The sequence below is a fragment of the Chryseobacterium sp. NFX27 genome, assembly GCF_049887855.1.
In the GTDB taxonomy this organism is placed as follows: Bacteria; Bacteroidota; Bacteroidia; order Flavobacteriales; family Weeksellaceae; genus Chryseobacterium.
In genome coordinates, this window is sequence record NZ_JAGEKK010000007.1 from 187559 (window position 1) to 206016 (window position 18458).

At 38.7% G+C, this 18458-nt stretch carries 19 protein-coding genes; 6 read left to right on the plus strand and 13 right to left on the minus strand.

The window, feature by feature from the left end; all coding sequences use genetic code 11:
- Nucleotides 1–78 precede the first annotated feature (78 nt).
- On the plus strand, nucleotides 79–1473 hold the full coding sequence (gene fumC, locus J4Q03_RS10100; RefSeq protein ID WP_426048061.1) for a class II fumarate hydratase: 1395 nt from the start codon (nucleotides 79–81) through the stop codon (nucleotides 1471–1473).
- 147 nt (nucleotides 1474–1620) lie between these two features.
- Nucleotides 1621–1827, plus strand: a complete 207-nt coding sequence (locus tag J4Q03_RS10105; RefSeq protein WP_426048062.1) for a bacteriocin-like protein — start codon at nucleotides 1621–1623, stop codon at nucleotides 1825–1827.
- A 42-nt stretch (nucleotides 1828–1869) separates the two neighbouring features.
- Here the strand turns inward: J4Q03_RS10105 and J4Q03_RS10110 are convergent, their stop codons facing one another.
- The 9 genes from J4Q03_RS10110 to J4Q03_RS10150 all read right to left on the minus strand — a co-directional run bounded on the left by J4Q03_RS10110 (nucleotide 1870) and on the right by J4Q03_RS10150 (nucleotide 11150).
- Nucleotides 1870–2805, minus strand: a complete 936-nt coding sequence (locus tag J4Q03_RS10110) for a Dyp-type peroxidase (protein ID WP_426048063.1) — start codon at nucleotides 2803–2805, stop codon at nucleotides 1870–1872.
- A 16-nt stretch (nucleotides 2806–2821) separates the two neighbouring features.
- The gene (locus J4Q03_RS10115) at nucleotides 2822–3541 is read right to left on the minus strand and encodes an ABC transporter ATP-binding protein (RefSeq protein ID WP_426048064.1); all 720 of its coding nucleotides are present in this window, start codon (nucleotides 3539–3541) and stop codon (nucleotides 2822–2824) included.
- A 2-nt stretch (nucleotides 3542–3543) separates the two neighbouring features.
- Entirely contained in the window at nucleotides 3544–5010 is a 1467-nt protein-coding gene (locus J4Q03_RS10120; protein WP_426048065.1) for a DUF5687 family protein, read from the minus strand.
- Between the two features lie 51 nt (nucleotides 5011–5061).
- Nucleotides 5062–6711, minus strand: a complete 1650-nt coding sequence (locus J4Q03_RS10125; RefSeq protein ID WP_426048066.1) for a DNA repair protein RecN — start codon at nucleotides 6709–6711, stop codon at nucleotides 5062–5064.
- 77 nt (nucleotides 6712–6788) lie between these two features.
- Nucleotides 6789–7691, minus strand: coding sequence for a DUF4835 family protein (locus J4Q03_RS10130; RefSeq protein WP_426048067.1), 903 nt, complete (start codon nucleotides 7689–7691; stop codon nucleotides 6789–6791).
- A 36-nt stretch (nucleotides 7692–7727) separates the two neighbouring features.
- Nucleotides 7728–8933 (minus strand): bifunctional phosphopantothenoylcysteine decarboxylase/phosphopantothenate--cysteine ligase CoaBC, encoded by a 1206-nt coding sequence (coaBC, locus tag J4Q03_RS10135; RefSeq protein WP_426048068.1) that lies wholly within the window; start codon nucleotides 8931–8933, stop codon nucleotides 7728–7730.
- Nucleotides 8934–9055: 122 nt separating this feature from the next.
- Nucleotides 9056–9379: a DNA-directed RNA polymerase subunit omega gene (locus tag J4Q03_RS10140; protein ID WP_027372958.1), complete on the minus strand. Its 324-nt coding sequence runs from the start codon at nucleotides 9377–9379 to the stop codon at nucleotides 9056–9058.
- A 42-nt stretch (nucleotides 9380–9421) separates the two neighbouring features.
- Nucleotides 9422–10417, minus strand: coding sequence for an outer membrane protein assembly factor BamD (locus tag J4Q03_RS10145; protein ID WP_426048069.1), 996 nt, complete (start codon nucleotides 10415–10417; stop codon nucleotides 9422–9424).
- A gap of 103 nt (nucleotides 10418–10520) precedes the next feature.
- A complete protein-coding gene (locus J4Q03_RS10150) occupies nucleotides 10521–11150 on the minus strand; it encodes a TetR/AcrR family transcriptional regulator (RefSeq protein WP_073328854.1) in 630 nt (209 codons plus the stop codon).
- 96 nt (nucleotides 11151–11246) lie between these two features.
- Between J4Q03_RS10150 and J4Q03_RS10155 the strand changes: the two genes are divergently transcribed.
- The 4 genes from J4Q03_RS10155 (at nucleotide 11247) to J4Q03_RS10170 (ending at nucleotide 13850) form a co-directional block, all read left to right on the plus strand.
- On the plus strand, nucleotides 11247–11873 hold the full coding sequence (locus tag J4Q03_RS10155; RefSeq protein WP_426048070.1) for a TatD family hydrolase: 627 nt from the start codon (nucleotides 11247–11249) through the stop codon (nucleotides 11871–11873).
- Complete coding sequence (locus J4Q03_RS10160) at nucleotides 11866–12591, plus strand: tRNA threonylcarbamoyladenosine dehydratase (RefSeq protein ID WP_426048071.1); 726 nt, start codon at nucleotides 11866–11868, stop codon at nucleotides 12589–12591. The genes J4Q03_RS10155 and J4Q03_RS10160 overlap by 8 nt, the downstream gene beginning before the upstream one ends.
- On the plus strand, nucleotides 12591–12965 hold the full coding sequence (gene rnpA / locus J4Q03_RS10165) for a ribonuclease P protein component (protein WP_426048072.1): 375 nt from the start codon (nucleotides 12591–12593) through the stop codon (nucleotides 12963–12965). The genes J4Q03_RS10160 and rnpA overlap by 1 nt, the downstream gene beginning before the upstream one ends.
- A 276-nt stretch (nucleotides 12966–13241) precedes the next feature.
- Nucleotides 13242–13850, plus strand: a complete 609-nt coding sequence (locus J4Q03_RS10170; protein WP_426048073.1) for a DUF4126 domain-containing protein — start codon at nucleotides 13242–13244, stop codon at nucleotides 13848–13850.
- Nucleotides 13851–13904: 54 nt separating this feature from the next.
- On the opposite strand, the gene J4Q03_RS10175 is transcribed toward J4Q03_RS10170, so the two are convergent.
- From J4Q03_RS10175 to J4Q03_RS10190, 4 genes are read right to left on the minus strand one after another with little or no spacing between them, the layout of a single operon-like run.
- Nucleotides 13905–15923 (minus strand): hypothetical protein, encoded by a 2019-nt coding sequence (locus tag J4Q03_RS10175; protein WP_426048074.1) that lies wholly within the window; start codon nucleotides 15921–15923, stop codon nucleotides 13905–13907.
- Nucleotide 15924: 1 nt separating this feature from the next.
- Entirely contained in the window at nucleotides 15925–16446 is a 522-nt protein-coding gene (lptE, locus tag J4Q03_RS10180) for an LPS assembly lipoprotein LptE (RefSeq protein ID WP_306841437.1), read from the minus strand.
- Nucleotides 16443–17144 carry a DUF4013 domain-containing protein gene (locus tag J4Q03_RS10185; RefSeq protein WP_426048075.1) on the minus strand — a complete coding sequence of 234 codons (702 nt, stop codon included), beginning with the start codon at nucleotides 17142–17144 and terminating at the stop codon, nucleotides 16443–16445. Before J4Q03_RS10185 ends, lptE begins: the two co-directional genes overlap by 4 nt.
- Nucleotides 17145–17153: 9 nt before the next feature.
- On the minus strand, nucleotides 17154–18440 hold the full coding sequence (locus J4Q03_RS10190) for a sigma-54 interaction domain-containing protein (RefSeq protein WP_426048076.1): 1287 nt from the start codon (nucleotides 18438–18440) through the stop codon (nucleotides 17154–17156).
- Between the last annotated feature and the right edge of the window lie 18 nt (nucleotides 18441–18458).

Sequence of the window (18458 nt, forward strand, 5' to 3'; positions counted from 1 at the left end):
ATGCATATCGATATTTATAATGGTTATAAATTGCGTGATTCTGCGTTTATGATTAACTTTATAAAAATTTCAATCACAATGAATTACAGAATCGAAAAGGATACTATGGGAGAAGTTCAGGTGCCTGCAGATAAGTTTTGGGGAGCGCAGACTGAACGTTCAAGAAATAATTTTAAGATCGGACCGGAAGGTTCTATGCCTCACGAAATCATTGAAGCTTTTGCTTATTTAAAGAAAGCAGCGGCTTACACCAACACTGATCTTGGAGTTCTTTCCGCTGAGAAAAGAGATATGATCGCCAGGGTATGTGACGAAATTCTTGAAGGAAAACTGAATGACCAGTTTCCATTAGTGATCTGGCAGACAGGCTCGGGAACACAGTCGAATATGAACATCAATGAAGTGGTTTCAAACAGAGCCCATGTCAATAATGGCGGAACTTTAGGCGATCACTCTGAAATTCATCCGAATGATGACGTGAACAAATCTCAGTCTTCAAACGACACTTATCCCACAGCCATGCATATTGCCGCTTATAAGAAAGTGGTGGAAGTAACTATTCCGGCTGTTGAAAAACTAAAGAATACCCTTGCTGCAAAAGCGGAAGCTTTTAAAGATATTGTAAAAATCGGGAGAACACACCTTATGGACGCTACCCCGCTTACACTTGGACAGGAATTTTCAGGCTATAAAGCTCAGCTTGAATATGGCCTGAAAGCTTTAAAAAATACCCTTCCACACCTTTCCGAGCTTGCTTTGGGCGGTACGGCAGTAGGTACAGGGCTTAACACGCCAAACGGTTATGATGTAAAAGTAGCAGAATATATTGCGAAGTTTACGAACCACCCATTTGTTACAGCTGAAAATAAATTTGAAGCATTAGCCGCTCACGATGCCATTGTGGAATCTCACGGAGCATTAAAACAGCTGGCTGTTTCTTTATTCAAAATAGCCCAGGATATCAGGTTATTAGCTTCAGGACCCCGTTCAGGAATCGGGGAAATACATATTCCTGAGAACGAGCCGGGATCTTCTATTATGCCCGGGAAAGTAAATCCTACACAGAATGAAGCAATGACCATGGTTTGTGCCCAGGTTCTTGGAAATGATACGACTATATCTTTTGCAGGAACACAGGGAAATTATGAACTTAATGTTTTCAAACCTGTTATGGCGTATAACTTTCTTCAGTCTGCCCAGTTAATTGCTGATGCATGTATTTCATTCAACGATCACTGTGCGGAAGGTATTGAACCGAATCATGAGAGAATTAAAGAGTTGGTAGACAAATCCTTGATGCTTGTTACTGCTTTAAACACGCACATCGGTTACGAAAATGCTGCGAAGATTGCAAAAACCGCTCATAAAAACGGAACTACCTTAAAAGAGGAAGCCGTAAATCTTGGCTTTTTAACGGCTGAACAGTTTGACGAATGGGTGAAGCCTGAAAATATGGTAGGAAGCCTGAAATAAATTTAATATATAGAGATTAATTGATAGAAAAGCCTCAGTATCCCTGAGGCTTTTTAATTCTGATAAAATATTGATATTCAAAATTTTAAATTAATTACAATTATATAATTTCATATATTAGTGAGATAAATATTTAAAACTAATCCTATGAAAAATTTAAAAAAATTCAGCAGAGAAAACCTGAAAGAAGTCTTTGGAGGTTCAGTCATTCCACGTTGTCCTGCGAACTGGTATCTTGTTCAGTATAATGGTTATTATGCGTGCTGCAGTGTTCCCACGGACAATCCGTGCCAGGGAATGTGCATGGTGCATGTAGATATGTGTGCAACACCGATAGAGGAAGACCCTATTTAAAATAATTGATAGAAAGGCCGGGGAAGATTTCTCCGGTCTTTTTTATCCCGAAAATTCATCCAGCATATTTCTGGTGGGAACAAAGAAAAGTGTTCCCGTAACTGCTGTACTGAAATCTAAAATTCTGTCATAATTCCCCGGTGGATCTCCGATAAACATATTGGTCAGCATTTTCTTTGTTGTGCTGAATGTACCTGAATAGGCAATAAAATAAGTCCCGAATTCATTTGTAGAAGGGTTTCCGAAAGGCATGTTATCTCTTACAATTTTAAGCTCCTCCCCGTTTTCACCTTCAATATTAGCCAAAGCAATATGGGAATTGGATGGTTTTACGGAATCCGACATTTCTATGTCATTTTCCTTCGATCTTCCGATCACTTTTTCCTGCTCTCCTGTTGAAAGACCTTTCCAGGCATCCATATTATGAAGATATTTCTGAACGAATAAGTAACTGCCGCCTTTATACCGCAAATCTTCATCTCCAATTTTTGCAAAATAATCGCGGTCTTCACCATGCGGATTCTCTGTTCCGTCTACAAACCCAAGAATGGAACGGGCATCCCAATATTTAAATCCGTGGACTTCAAGAATACTTTCTGCAACAGCGCTTAAAAGTTTTGAGATCTCGATAGCCATATCAAAAATAAGGCTTTTATTATCCGCTCTCAGATGAAAATGAAGGTCGCCCGGCGTAGAAACCGCTGTATGTTTTATTCCTTTAATCTCTTCAAAATTAACCAGTTCTTTAGGCAGAGGCATTGGCAGTTCCAGTTTTTTCCATCCTTCACAGCCAATTCCCAACACACAACTAGCCCTGCTGTCCGGGAATCTGTTGAAAACAGAATTATTAAGGTTAAGAACCAAAACACAAAGCTGTTGGAAAATGCTTTTCAGCTGTGGGCTGTCATTAAGTTTCCACACCATAAAAATAGTGTTGCTGTTAGGATAGTCCGTAACGTTTTGGGATTCTATGCTCATTTATTCTGTATATCAATTAAACCTCTGCAGGGGTAGAGACCTGATCTGCAAAATACTGTTCAAGGTCTTTTAGCGTTTCCGGATTGGTTTTTATATCTTTTACAAGCTGTCCTTTATTCACAACAACGATTCTGTTGCATACTTCTGTAGTATGCGAAAGGTCATGGCTTGAAATCAGAAAAGTAACTCCATCCTGCCTTGAAAGCTCTTTAATTAAATTTTTAAGCTTAATCTGGGTAGAAGGATCCAGGTTTGCAAAAGGCTCATCCAGTATAATGATCTCCGGATTTCCTATCACTGCTCCTACAATTCCCACTTTCTTCTGGTTTCCTTTTGAAAGATCGCGGATGTATTTTCCTGAATTGAGGATCTCACCATTGAAAAAATCATGGAAAGGCTTCAGGAATTCATCGATGGAAGCTTTATTCTGCCCTCTCAGTTCTCCGATGAAATAGAAATACTCTTCCGGTGTCAGATAACCGATCAGAAAAGTATCATCTACAAAAGCAGAGACTTTGTTTTTCCAGGCTTCAGATTCATTCACCTTGATATCTTCGATGCTTACAAAGCCTGTAGTAGGCTGAATAAGATCAAGCATAAGACTGAAAAGCGTGGTTTTTCCGGCTCCATTATTTCCTACCAGTCCAAATGTTTCACCGTTAGGGATTTCAAGATGCTCAATATTAAGAACTGTGGCAGTTCCGTAGGTCTTGGATAAATTATTGATAGTAATCATAGTTAGTCTTTGTTTTTAAATGCGTCCAGCGTACTGTATTTTTCGCGTTTATATTGTTTGACGATGATATCGAATATTTTTTCTCTCAGGAAGAATCCTGCCAGTCCAAAAGCAGCAATGCTCACAACTCCGGCCGTGATTCCAAAGAAATATTTTGAAAGAGCAAAAACACCCATTGGAAGCAGCATTTTTGGAATCAGGAGGAGCATGGATTTCAGATTAAAACTGTTTTTCTGCCCTATTCTTTTTTCTTTTGAATTCAGATCGATCTGGGTTTTATTAAAAGCTCCGGACCAAAGGGTAAGCTGAGAATTCACTCCGATATTATAAAGTCCTGCGGCAAAAAATGTGATATAAAGCTCCCAGCCGAAATAGGCGTAGAATAATGCAATGACAATTGAAGCGGCCGTCATAATGTTCATCAGCCACCATTTTGCTTTGAGATATTCTTTGTAGGGAACATTCAGTGTCATCATCAGCGGATAGTAAGAGCTGTCGAAAGCAGGAACCCGCTGCCCGAAAAGAAACTGAAAACCTCCGGTAACAAACAGTCCCATAAACATCATCATGGCAGGTGTTTTATAAATCGTAGACGTAAACATCAGCAATCCGTAAAAAAGGAAGAAAAAACTTCCAATCAGAATACCTTTGGTGACTTTATTCCGCCTCAGCATTTTAATATCATTGTTGATAAAGGTCCCGGTAACACCGTATTTATTTAAGAAAGCAATATTTTCCGTTTTCCCTAACTGTTTTTTAGCTTCAAGTCCCTGATCCAAATAAAATTCTTTACGAACATAATTAAAGCAGATTTTCCAAAGACTGAAAAACAACATAATCGGAATTACGATCATATAAGGATTCTTGTAGAAACCGTAGACAAATCTTTCTGAGTAAGAAAGCACAGGCACGATGTTATAGTATCCAAGACCGGCAACCGCAGCAAATAGAAGTCCTATGATAATGGCGACTGTTTCCTTATCATTAAACAGAATATTGATGAAATTATTAAGATAAAACAAAAAGGAAATCCCGATAAACCAGGCCAAAATACCTGTCACACTATATCCATTAAACAGTGCAATGATTGAAAATGTGATAAAGAACAGCGAGTTCAGCCAGCTTAATGCCGAAAGAAAGGTCTTTACGAGCATATAATTAACCAGCGTATTCTTGGGAATATTCTGGGTAAGAAACGGTTTGATATTCTGGGTCGACATTTCCTGCCAGATGTATTTCAGAATAAGGTCCAGTGCCCAGGCTGCCACTAAAAATTTTGAAACCATTTTTAAAGGATCCTGATGCATTTCATTCCGTACATAGAAGAATACCGCAAAAGCACCTCCTGCCAGGCAAGCCATAAAATAGAGGATTCCTATAAAACGGAGGATCTTCATGGCCAGGTTCACACCTACAGAAGTACCACGGAAAAAGCTCTTGATTTCGAGCCTTAGGAACTTTAGAAACATATTTTAGTTTTATACATTAGTCTGTATAATGTAAAATATGTTACAGTTTTTTTAGCCAATAAGCTCTTTGGCCTGTGCCAGCGCGGCTTCGGTAATTTTGCTCCCGGAAAGCAGCTGGGCAATCTCATTCAGTTTTTCATCGTCGTTCAGAGGAATGATGGTAGACTGTGTTTTACCGGAAATATCACGTTTGACCACTTTATAGTTATTATTTCCTTTTGCCGCAACCTGTGCAAGGTGGGAAATAACAATAAGCTGCATATCGGCAGACATCTCCCGCATCAGGTTTCCAATCTCTTCTGCCACTTTCCCGGAAACTCCGGTATCTATTTCATCCAGAATAAGGGTTGGAAGCTCATCACTCTCGGCAATGATCTTCTTCACCGCAAGCATTACCCTTGATCTTTCACCGCCGGAAATAGCCGTCTGGATTGGCTTTAAAGGAAAGCCAGAGTTGGCCTGAAACAGCAACTGTATATTTTCTTTTCCGAATGCGTTAAACTCTGATGTATCCTGAAGTTCAATATCAACTCTGGCTTTTTCAAGACCTAATTTTTTAAGAAGGCCTTCTGCTTTTTTGATAAAGACAGGAATCGACTTTTTTCTGTTTTTTGAAAGTCTTTCTGCAAGAGACTGAAGTGTTTTTTCTTTTTTGGAAATATTTTCTTCGAGTTCTGCAATATAATCTTCAATTTCTGAAGCACCTTTCTGTTCTCCAGCCAGCTGGTCTCTGAGCTCTTTCAATTCACTGATATCAGAAACGTTATGCTTTAGAAACTGGGCATTGATTTTATTATTAAGCTCTACAAGGATCGCAAGACTGGCAGGATTGATCTCTATTCTTTCCGATTCATTTTCAAGCTCGGAAATAATATCTTTCAGTTCTAAAAAAGAGGTTTCCAGTCTTTTATCAAGTTCTGAAAAGCTGTTTGAAACTTCGGAAATCCTTGACAGTTTGTTTTTAGCTTCGTTAAAGAAAGAAAGAATGCCAACTTCTTCCTGGTGGAATCTTGAGAGGATCTGTACCAGGTTTTCAGAGATCATTTCGGCATTTTCCTGGATGGAAAGCTGGTTCTGCAGATCTTCATAATCTACATCATCCAGTTTCAGTTCCTCCAGTTCGTTTAAGAGAAACTCTTTATAATCGCTTTCTTTTCTGTTTTCAGAAAGCTGGGTCTGAAATTTTTTAAGCTGTATTTTTAAACTTTGAAAGTCAGAAAATTCATTCTGATAATCTTCAATAGTTTTTTTATTTTCAGAAAGTCCGTCAATAATTTTAAACTGGTATTCTGAAGTAAAAAGGTTAGAGGTTTCAAACTGTGAGTGGATATCAATCAGTTTTGAAGATAATTCTTTAAGCACATCAAGAGTTACCGGTACATCATTGATGAATGCCCTGGATTTTCCGGAAGGAAGAATTTCCCGTCTGATGATGGTCTGATGCTCATAATCAAGATCATTTTCAATAAAGAATTTTTTGAACTGATTATTCAAATCAAATTCAGTTTCTACAATGCTTTTTTCTTCTGATTTAGAGATAGACTTAGCCTCAGCCCTTTCGCCCAGGATCAGCCTCAGAGCTCCTAAAATAATAGATTTACCCGCTCCGGTTTCCCCGGTGATTACCTGCAGACCGTTATTCAATGATACTTCAAGAGTATCAATCAAAGCAAAGTTTTTAATGTAAATTCTCGAAAGCATGGATAATAGCTGATTACTTTAGGTAATGCAAATATAGAGTATAGAATTAAGTATTCATAACTTGAAACAAAGGATCTTTATTTCCATTTGTTCCATTTGTTCTCCGAATTTTTTGGAGAAAGGGTCATCATCAGCTGTTTAAGGTCGTTCATGACAATCCCTCCGTTGTTTCCGGAATTGAAAACATTAAAGATCTCATCACTTTTGTTATCCAGAAACAGATTGAAATAATAGGACTGCTGGAAAGAGTTTTCATATCTTTTCAGCTGCAGCAGAGCATCAAAAATCACTTTTTTTGCGGCAGTCTGATCCTGGTTGAATAAATTATCCAAACCTGCTCTGTGATATGTGTACATCGTGGAGCGCAGCTGGCTCCAGTTCGGATTGATGATCTCATTGATCAGGATGGTACGGCTTCGGGGTTCATTGATGACATTCCAACCTTCATAATTTCTGTTCTGGGAATTCTGGGCGATCTGCTGAGCTTTTGCAAACCACGGTGTTCCGCCCATAGACTGGAAGCTGTCTGCATCATAGCCTAAAATAACATACACATAAAAGCTGATCACATCAATGAGATTTTTTCCTGAAAACTGTCTTTCATTGAATACGAGGTTTTCATTTTCCACATATTCAAATGCAAATCTCTGATCCTGAAGATTGACTAAGGGTGATTCGTAGCTGGTGTTGTATACCGGACGAACAGCCTGGATTACAATGCTTCCTTTGAATCTGTTCCCGTCTCTCTCTGCAATTACGACAGCAAAATTACATTTTACCTTTTCGAAATTCTGAAATTTTTTCCCCGTCCAGCTGGTATTATTGATAAAGTCTCTGAGACTTTTCTCCAGAGCTTTATAGGCCTGCTGGTTACTTCCTCCCAGCTGCTGGGAGTTGATCTGTACGGTTGCAAGCAGTTCCTGGGAAAAACTCAGATTATATATAAAAAGCAGCAAAAACAGGCTTATGATTTTTTTCATTATCTATTAAAAATTGAGAACGGAAATTTATTAAAATTATTTTAAAAGTTGGGCCTCAACAAAATCCAGAATATCTGCAGCTACTTCGTCTTTAGATTTGAGATCAAATTCTTTTTTTCCGGTTTTGGTAAAAATCTTGATTTTATTAGTGTCATTCTTAAAGCCGGCTCCTTCGTCACGGAGGGAGTTCAGCACAATCATATCAAGGTTTTTCTTTTCCAGTTTTCCTTTGGCATTTTCTTCTTCATTCTGGGTTTCCAGCGCAAAACCTACCAAAAACTGATGGGTTTTCTTTTCGCCCATTGTTTTAAGAATATCAGGATTTTTAACCAGTTCAATGGTTAAATTATCATCATTCTTTTTAATTTTTTCCTTTGCCACTTCTTTTGGAGCATAGTCTGCCACTGCAGCGCTTGCAATACCAATATCCACGGCATCATAAAATTCAAAAACTTTATTCAGCATTTCTTTGGCAGAGGTTACTTTATGAAGCTGAATATTTCTATCGTCTGTCTTCTGTGAGCTAGGTCCTGATATCAAAATAACTTTTGCCCCTCTTTTTGAGGCTTCTTCAGCAAGGGAAAAACCCATTTTGCCTGAGGAATGGTTACCGATAAACCTTACGGGATCGATAGCTTCATAGGTAGGTCCGGCTGTGATCAGCACTGTTTTCCCTTCTAAGCTTTTGATTTGATTTCCTGAAGTAAAGAAATTATCTACAGTTTTAAAAATGGTCTCAGGTTCTGCCATTCTTCCCTGCCCTACCAGTCCGCTGGCCAATTCACCGGTTTCAGCAGGAATGATGATATGGCCGTAATCTTCTGCCAGTTCAATATTCTGTCTGGTGGAAGGATGTGCATACATATCAAGATCCATGGCCGGAGCTATAAATACGGGACATTTTGCAGACATATAGGTAGCAATCACAAGATTGTCACACATGCCATGAACCATCTTGGCCAGGGTATTGGCCGTACATGGTGCCACGATCATTACATCTGCCCAAAGAGCCATTTCTACGTGGCTGTTCCAGGTACCGTTATCACCATAAAAATCTGAATACACAGGTTTTTTGGAAAGGGTTGAAAGACTTAATTTCGTTACAAACTGCTCTGCATCGGGTGTCATAATCACCTGAACTTCGGCTTCTTTTTTAACAAAATCCCTGATCAGGAAATGAATTTTATAAGCCGCAATTCCTCCAGAAACAGCGATAAGTATCTTTTTACCGGAAACACTCATTTAGTTTTAATTTTTGAAATACTAAATTACTTATTTTTTCGCACAAAGCCGGGTACAAACAGACAAAGGTCATAAAAGAACTGAATTCCTTTATGACCTTCATATATAAAAAACACAAATAATTATTTTCTGTCTTCTGTCTTTCTGAAATAGATATCTTCATTCAGCCATTCTTCGATAGCAATAGAAGTAGGCTTAGGAAGTTTTTCGTAATGTTTAGAGATTTCGATCTGCTCTCTGTTTTCGAAAACTTCTTCCAATGTAGAATTGTGCACAGCAAATTCGTCCAGTTTATTGTGAAGCTCCGTACGGATCTCCGCGTTGATCTGCTCTGCTCTCTTTCCCATGATAACAATAGCTTCATAGATTGAACCTACTTTATCTTCAATCTTGTCTTTATCGTAAGTAATAGTATTTACTTCTGCTTTTGTATCTTTTACACTCATTTTGAGAAAATTATTTTATTAATAAGGTGGCAAATTTACGAATTATCTTTGGATTTTGAAAGTGGCCGCCGGCGGAGGGGTCTGAAGTGCCGCACTGTCCCTCTGGATCTGCATTGCCTTCTTTTCATTATTGATCTGATCCTTGATCTGCTGCTCAGCTTTACCTTTTTCTGCCATCTTATCAGCCTCCTTTTTCTGTCTTGCCGTTAATGTCGCAATTCTTGCCTCGGTCTGTTTTTTAACGACAGCAAAGTTTTCTTTTTCTTTCGTCAGTTTCGCTCTAAGCTCTGTTGCTGTTTTAGAATATTCCGTATTCGGAAGTTCCTTTTCTACCAGCCTTGTATAGGCCAGAGCACTTTCTATACGCTCGTCTTTAAGGTCATAAACAGACTTTAAAGCCAGCTCATAGCGTGATTTCATGATATAATCATAGATCTTCGAACGAAGTTTCGTACTTGGGAAATCCTCCAATACGTTTTCAAAAGCTACGTTAGCCGCTTTATACTCTCCCATTTTGAAGTACTGTCTGGCATTTTCATATGCTTTAAATTCTAATTTATAAGACAGTTCATCAATCAGCTGACTGATATTTTTAGATCTTTCAGAATTTGGATAATTGGTCAGGAAATCCTGAAGCTCATTAATCGCTGTTTCTGTGGTTGACTGGTCCAGGTTATAATCCATAGAGCCCTCGTAGTAGCATAATGCAGACATATAAGCCGCTTCTTCTGCTCTTGGGTCTTTAGGAAAGTTTACCGCAAAGTTTTTAAACTGATGTCCTGCCAGTTTATAGTTTTTGTCATAATAGTTCGCATAAGCAGTATTAAAACCTACATTAGGAAAATCATCTGTTCCTGCAACAAGGTTAGTAAGCCTGTCATATAGAGCCAATGCATTTTTCCACTTCTTTTTGGCAAAATTATCATTAGCTGCCTTTAAGATAAAATTCTTGTCAGCACTCTTCATTGCTTTTTCCTGCTGGCTTACGCATGAGGAAATAACCGCCACTACAAAAAGACCTAAAATATATTTTTTCATATAAAAAATTCAACAGTTTTCGGATGATACAGCCGATTTACTAATTTGCAAAAATATAACTTTTTTGTCAATAGATTTTTTTTTATGAATATTTAACGTAAATTTAGTCTGCAGCGTACCCCAAAATAGCAAAAACACTGACTAAAAGATTCATTCTTACCTTTTTCTCTGCTTCTTTAGTATAAGCTTCTTCATTTTTACTGGGTACATACAGCTCATAGAAATTTTTATTTCTAATGACGAATAATGTAGAACCTATGATCATGGTAAGGATATCTTCGGGCTTTGGGGTGAAAGTAAATACTCCGGACGCAACTCCTTTTTTGATAACATCGTCCAGCTTCTTTACAAACAGCTGGTAAAAATCCAGCAGCTCATCTTTTAAGTTTTCGGTATGTCTGAGCTCCTGCGTTACAAATCCGTGGAAATAATTGTATTTGAATAGTTGGGAAACAATGTATTTGATAATCTCCCTGAGCTGCATTTCCGGCTTACCATCCTTAATGGTATCTGCAAATTCGGAAAAGTTCTCCCTGGTTTTCAGTACGCGGTACTGATAGAGATAGGACATCATTTTTTCTTTGGACCCGAAGTAATAGGAAATCATGGCCACATTAATGTTGGCCTTGGAACAGATATCCCTTACAGAGGTTCCCTCATATCCCTTTTTGGCAATAAGCTCTTCTGCAATGTCCAAAATATGAATCTGTTTTTCTGTAAATTTTTTTCTCATGAAGTGCACTTTGAGTAAAGTTAAGAAATTTTTAACAAAATTATAAACGTTCGTTTAATAATTTTAAATTAATTCTGGATAGTTGTACTTTTGTGAATGGATTTTTTTGATTTTCACCATCATAAGGAAAATAGCCTGTATGGAATTTATAATACAGACTTCGGAGCAGCTCCTCCGGACTCACCTTATTCTATAGGCATACATCCTAAAGATATTGTTGTGGGCTCTATTGAAGAACAGTTCATCTGGCTGGAATCAAATATTTCAGAAAGCTGCCTGGCCATTGGCGAATGCGGACTGGATTCCATTGTTGCGATTCCTCAGAATATCCAGGAGCAGGTTTTCCAGAGACAGATCATAATTTCCAATGAGGTAAAAAAACCTCTGATCATTCACTGTGTAAGAAAGTTTTATGAGGTCATTTCTTTTAAGAAAAAGGCAGAACAGGCGGTTATTATTCACGGTTTCAATAAAAAACAGCGGATAGCAGAAGACCTCCTGAAAAATAATTTTTATTTGAGTTTTGGAAAAGCTGTTTTGTATCATCTATCTTTGCAGGATATTGTAAAGAACACTCCCTTAGACAGACTGTTTTTAGAAACTGATAATGAATATTTTAACATAGAGGAATTATATTCAAAAGTTTCGGAGTTAAAGGGTATTTCTTTGGATAAACTGAATGAACATATTTTAGAAAATTTAGACACGATAAAGAATGGATAAGTATTGGCTGGAGAGAACGGAGCTCCTGATCAAAGAAGAAGGACTGGAGAAACTTAACAAAGCAAATTTACTGGTAATAGGCTTAGGAGGTGTAGGTTCTTTTGCTGCAGAATTTTTAGCCAGAGCAGGCGTAGGAAATATGACCATTGTAGACGGTGATACGGTAGACATCACCAACGTCAACAGACAGCTTCCCGCACTGCATTCCACAGTGGGAAAACACAAAGTGGAGGTGGTTGCTGAAAGGCTTCTTGACATCAACCCGAAAATTAATTTAGTCAAGATCAATGAATTCCTCAATCCGGAAAGAATGGACGAAGTGATTGATTCCAGTAAATTTGATTATATCCTGGACTGCATCGACAGTGTCACTCCAAAACTATGTTTAATTAAAGCAGCCAAAAGAAGAAAAATAAAACTGATCAGCTCTATGGGTGCCGGCGGAAAAACAGACCCCAGCAAAGTAATGGTAAGGGATATCAGCAAAACGCAGAACTGTTTTCTTGCCAGACAGATCAGAAAAAGGCTTAAAAAAGAAAAGATCAATAAGGGTTTCAGATGTGTATTCTCGAATGAGCTTCAGCAGGAAGAAAGTTTGAAAATGACGGACGGAGCCAACTATAAAAGGTCTTTCTATGGCACGATCAGCTATATTCCGGCCATCTTCGGACTGTATGCAGCAGCCGAAGTGATTAATTATTTAGTGAAACAAGATTAATGCAGAACTTCAAATACTCCAGAGAAGAGAAACTCAAAAAAAATACTGAGATTGCTTTACTTTTTGACAAAGGTAAATGGAGGAGCTGCGGAAATCTGAGGATCATCATTCTGAAGGACAAACCCAACCTGGAAGTGGAAAGCCATAAGTTCGGCGTGTCTGTTTCTAAAAAATATTTCAAAAAGGCTGTATACAGAAACCGGGTAAAAAGGCTTTTAAGGGAATGCTATCGCCTGAATAAGGATATGTTTAAAGAAGCCTTTGGAGAAAAAACACTAGCCATGATGTTCTGGGCTTCCCCCGAAATGCCCGCCAAGTTTCAGGAGGTGGAAGAACAGTTCATTAAACTTTGCCAGATGCAGAAAAAATCTTAATAACGTAACAATGAAACAATGTAGCAGTTTACCAATGAGACGGGCAATGGTTACAAACTAAGATTTTCTTTTTTACAAAGATTTTCGAAATAAGAAACATTAAAAACAACGTCCGCCCATTTATTAATTTACTTTTATTTTATACCTACAAATTTCCGTATGATCAGAGAAATCTGTGGGAATCCTGCTTCTTATAAAATCAATTGGAATTAAATTTTCACAAAATCTTGCATAGTTTTTGTAATTTTAGGGGAAACAATAAATCTGAAAATTAAAATGTTAGATCAAGTTCCCTATTTTCCCTACATAATCAGCGCTTTTATTGGTATAGGATTGGCCGCTGCTACAGGCTTTAGAGTTTTCCTGCCGATGTTTGCGGTAAGTCTTGCCTCTTATTTCCACTGGATCCCTATGAATGAGCATTTTGAATGGCTTTCAGGGCTTCCGGCACTCATTACTACCGGAATTGCAACAATTGCTGAAATTTTAACGTATTATATCCCATTTGTAGATCATCTGCTGGATACGGTCTCGGTTCCTCTGGCTACTGTGGCAGGCTCTGTTCTATTTGCCAGCCAGTTTGCTGATCTTGGCACTTTTCCGCAGTGGGCACTTGCATTAATTGCGGGAGGCGGAACAGCTGCGACCATCAGTTCAGGTTTCGCAGGAATCCGGGCAGCTTCTACAGCAACAACGGGTGGCCTGGGAAATTCTGTAGTGGGAACTACTGAAACCGCAGGAGCGGGAATCATGTCTATACTGGCGATGGCTGCACCGGTTATCGCCGCTGTTTTTGCAATCATTCTGCTTATTCTGGTTATCATCTTCGGACGGAAAGCATGGCGGAAACTGCGTGGCAGTAAAAATACTACCGATACTATATAAAAATTAAGGCTGAACACTTCTGTGATCAGCCTTTTCAATATATTTTAAGCCTGTTTAGCTTTTACTTCTGAAATCTTTTATTTCCTTGATCTTAGACTGGAAATAGTCCTTTTTTTCAGGGTTTTTATTAATCAGAATTTCAAATGCTTTGATTGCTTTGGTATAGAGTTTCTGTTCGAAATAGAGATTGGCAAGCGTTTCTGTCATCAGATGGGAAATATCGTCATTCTTTTCTTTGACAACATAAGTGCTTTCGTCTCTTAACTGACTTATTCTGGGATTATTTTCAATGAAGGCTTCGATAACTTTTTCCTGGACTGGCGGTTCTTCTTTTTCAACAACTTCTTCTGCTCTGCCAATCTTAAGCCAGCTCTGCCACGTATTGATAAATCCGGGTACATTACTGTCAGCTGATGCTTTTCCAGTGACTTCTTCTTTGTCCTGAACAGGTTCCTGTTTTGCTGCTCTTTCTACTGCCAGGCTTGAAATATCGGTACCAAAGAAAGATACATTCATAACTGGTACTTCTTCTTTCGGCATTTTTGTCACTTCTTCTGAATTTTCAATTTCATTATCTTTTTCTTCTACAATTTCAGGTGTTTTTTCTTCAATAACAGATGGCTTTTCCTCTAAGGATGTTTGAGGTTCTTTTTGAGGTTCTTCTTCAACTGTTTGAGTAATTATTTTCTCTTCTATCGCCGGAATTTCTTCCTGCTTGGCCACTTCCGTCTTAGCTGCAGGAACCGTATTGGAAGTGCTGATCATAGAATCGGGCAGACTAAGTTCCAGGCTCATAGGTTTCCATGCAGAAGCTTCCTGTACAGCTGTTTCCTGTTCTTCTTCTTTCTCCTGAATTTCTACTACAGGTTCTTCGTGCTGAACCGGCTGTTCTACCGCATTTTCTACTGTCTCCTTTACAGGTTCTTCAGTTTTTGGTTCTTCTTTTTCAGTGGACCAGAAGTGAAAACTCTGTGTTTCGGCAAAACTGATCTCATGATGGGCAGTTTCCTTCTCTTCATTTTCAACCTTTATTTCGGGCTGTGCTTCTTTCATCTTTTTTTCCACTTCTTCAATGAGACGTCTCATCTCTTCCTCATGTTTATTCACATTTGGCTTAGAAATTTCAGCAGCAACAGATTCATTATCAGCATTTCCCTGAATTTTAACATCGGGCAAGAATTCATCCATCCCGTGGAAACTGATCTCAGCATGAGGCTCATTTATATGGGCATCTTCATCAGCAATTTCCGGGTCCGTAACTGTTTCAGCAGTCACTGACTCTTCAATAATCTCATTTTCCTCTGCCTTTTCAGCTGGTTCTGTTTCCGGAGTGAGAGTTTTTACTTCATGGAAGCTCAACTCTTCATCTTTATTTATTTTCAGCTCTTCCGTCGGGCTGTCAATTTTATTTTCGTCAACAATCAATTCAGGAGTGAACGCTTCTCCGGCTTCTGAGTCCTCAGACTGTCCGCTTTTATCCGGGGCAGGTTCGGGTACAGTCTCTTCGTTAAGATTTTTTGTAAGCTGTTCTGTCCTTTGGGTAACTATTACGCCTGACTCCAGCGTTGATTCAAGATCTATTGTTTCAGAATGAACCTCGTCAAGGAAGTTTTCTTCTCCTTCAAATAGAATCCTGTTTCTTTCTCCATTGACATGAATATGTTTAATTTCCTTTGCAGGCTGTATCATACCTGCTGCCTCTTCATATTTGTTTTCCTTCTTTTCAGAAGTATCTTCTCTTTTTATCGGGAATGTTTTCTCTTTATAAGAATATTTTACCGGCTTTTCCAGTGTTTTGGAAGCTTGTTTGTCTTCTGCAATTTCCGGCTTGGGTTCACGCTGGATTTTACCGTTGATCAACTGATAAAGAAGCTTTTTATCTGTGGTATAGGCGGCTGTTGTGGAAAGTTCTTTCTGATAGTTTTCTTTATCATAAAGATGTACCCCAAACAAATGAAGCGCCCTGATGTTCTGTACATAAGGAAAAGCATGAATTTCTTCTTTCAAAAGACCTAGATCTTCTGACTGTATATTTTTGGGACTCTTTAATAATTCTAAAACTCTGGGATTCATCTTACCAATTGGCTACAATATCGTTAAATATCTTATTAATAATTCTGTCTGTTACAAGCTTCACCTGGGAAGTTTCTATCTGACTCTGGCTCAGGTCGCTGTTGTAAACCACTTCATCCGAATAAGTTCTGTCGAAACTGGAATCCGGATGTATTTTATTTTCATAATGCACTTTTACACTGATGGTCAGCTTGCTCTGTGCCTGCTGTACGACACCACCCGAAGGGTTCGTCAGGGTATTGGAGCTGATGGTAGTAGGGGAAAAATTGTAATCTGAAATTTCACCTTCTATCAGAATATCAGGATTTGATTTTGTCCCTTTTAATGTGGTTCTCTGCAGAAACCTGTTTTGGATATCTGTAGAAAACTGCTGGGAAAGCGTAGGATTCACAAGCGCTGCATTATTAGGAAACTCATTGATCTGGACCGTTTTTTCATCCGTCAATGAAGATCCTGTAAAAGAGTAACACTGCTGAAACAGCGAAAGAATTACGAACCCAAATATTATTTTTAATTTACTCATACCGTTTTTTCATTTACTGACTCTAATACATCTTTATAGGCCGCATACTTCATGCAGATTCCCAAAGGTATGGAAAACAGTATTCCTATTCCGCATGCTATAATTCCAAGCTGGGAAATGATTCCCACTACTATGGAGAATAAAAAGATCTGGAAGAAGTTTCTTCTGGCAATTTTCCAGGAGAGCATAAACGCTTCTCTTACACTTGTCATTCTGTACAGCGAAATCAGGGGCTGCACAAAAAACATAGATACCGAAATAACACAGATCAGGATCAGGATCAGTATTACCCAAAGTCCCATTCCGCCAGCAAATAAAGCATTACCGGCTCCCGATACGGAACCTTCTGTAGCTCTGGCTGCAAGAATAACAGGAATCAGTGAGAGCTGTACCGGAATCATCGCAACAAGCACGACCGCAAAAATAAGCAGAAACACTTTCAGATACATGACAAAATCTGTAAAGTCGAAAATATCTCCTGCAGAAACTTTTTCCCCTTCATCTACCTTTTTGCAGATTTTATAAAAATTACCTAACCCCAGAATACCGCAAAAAGGGATAAAACTCATTACAAATACAAGTATTGTTGCAACGATAAATCCACCGATATCTTTTTTGAAAAGTTCGGTCCCCTGAGACAGATACTTCCCTATATTGAAATTATATTCTTTTGTGCCAAGTAATTCTAAATTTTTCATCCTCTTTTTTTAGTCTTCTAAGTTATATTGTTTTATTTTTCTGTATAAAGTTCTCTGTGAAATACCAAGCTCGTCCGCAGCCCGGTTCCTGCGTCCTTTATGCTTCTCTAATGCTTTGATGATCAAGTCTTTTTCATTATTCTGGAGAGATAAAGATTCCGGTCTGTTTTCTTCTATTTCTATATCTTCAATATCTTCATAGCTGTCATCAGCATTTGAAATAATGGTAGGTGCAGACTGCACTCCCGGTGATTTGTCCTCGAAATACAGCAGTGAATTCTGACTGACCGGCTGTGTCTGCTCTGCAGAATAAATTCTGTTGATCAGGTTTTTCTCCTGATTGCTGAGATCAGCGGTTCCTCTGTTTTTGATCAGTTCTGAAGTCAGGGATTTCAAGTCGTTGATATCACTTCTCATATCAAAGAGAATTTTATACATAATTTCTCTTTCGCTTCCGAAATCATTCTGCTTTTGAGCATTCTGATTATTCACAACCATCGGAAGATGCGTTTCCATAGGAATATATTCAGCAAGCTTTTCAACAGTTACCTCCCGGTTCCTTTCCACTACTGTCATCTGCTCTACCAGGTTTCTCAGCTGTCGGATATTCCCCGGGAAACTATAGTTTTCAATATAATGAACGGCACTGGGCTCCAGCTCCAGTTCCGGCATTCTGTATTTTTCTGCAAAATCTATAGAGAATTTTCTGAACAGTAAGTGAATATCCCCTTTTCTTTCCCTCAAAGGAGGCATGTCGATCTGCACGGTATTCAGACGGTAAAATAAGTCTTCACGGAATCTACCATCATGAATGGCCTTCATCATATTGACGTTGGTAGCCGCTACAATTCTCACATTGGTCTTCTGAACCTGAGAGGAACCCACTTTCATGAATTCACCGCTTTCCAGCACTCTCAAAAGACGAACCTGGGTCTGCAGGGGAAGCTCTCCAACCTCATCAAGGAAGATCGTTCCGCCGTCTGCCACCTCAAAATATCCTTTTCTGGTTGCTGTAGCTCCGGTAAATGCTCCCTTTTCATGTCCGAAAAGTTCAGAATCAATAGTTCCTTCGGGAATTGCACCACAATTGACGACGATATAAGGCTGATGTTTTCTTTTGGATTCGGAATGAATGATCTTCGGGATAAATTCTTTCCCGACCCCACTTTCCCCAATGACCAGAACGGAAATATCCGTAGGTGCCACCTGGATTGCTTTTTCTAAAGCCCTGTTCAGTGCCGGGAAATTCCCGATAATTCCAAAGCGGTTCTTTATGTTTTGTAAGTCGTTGCTCATAAGTAAATTTTTGATTAT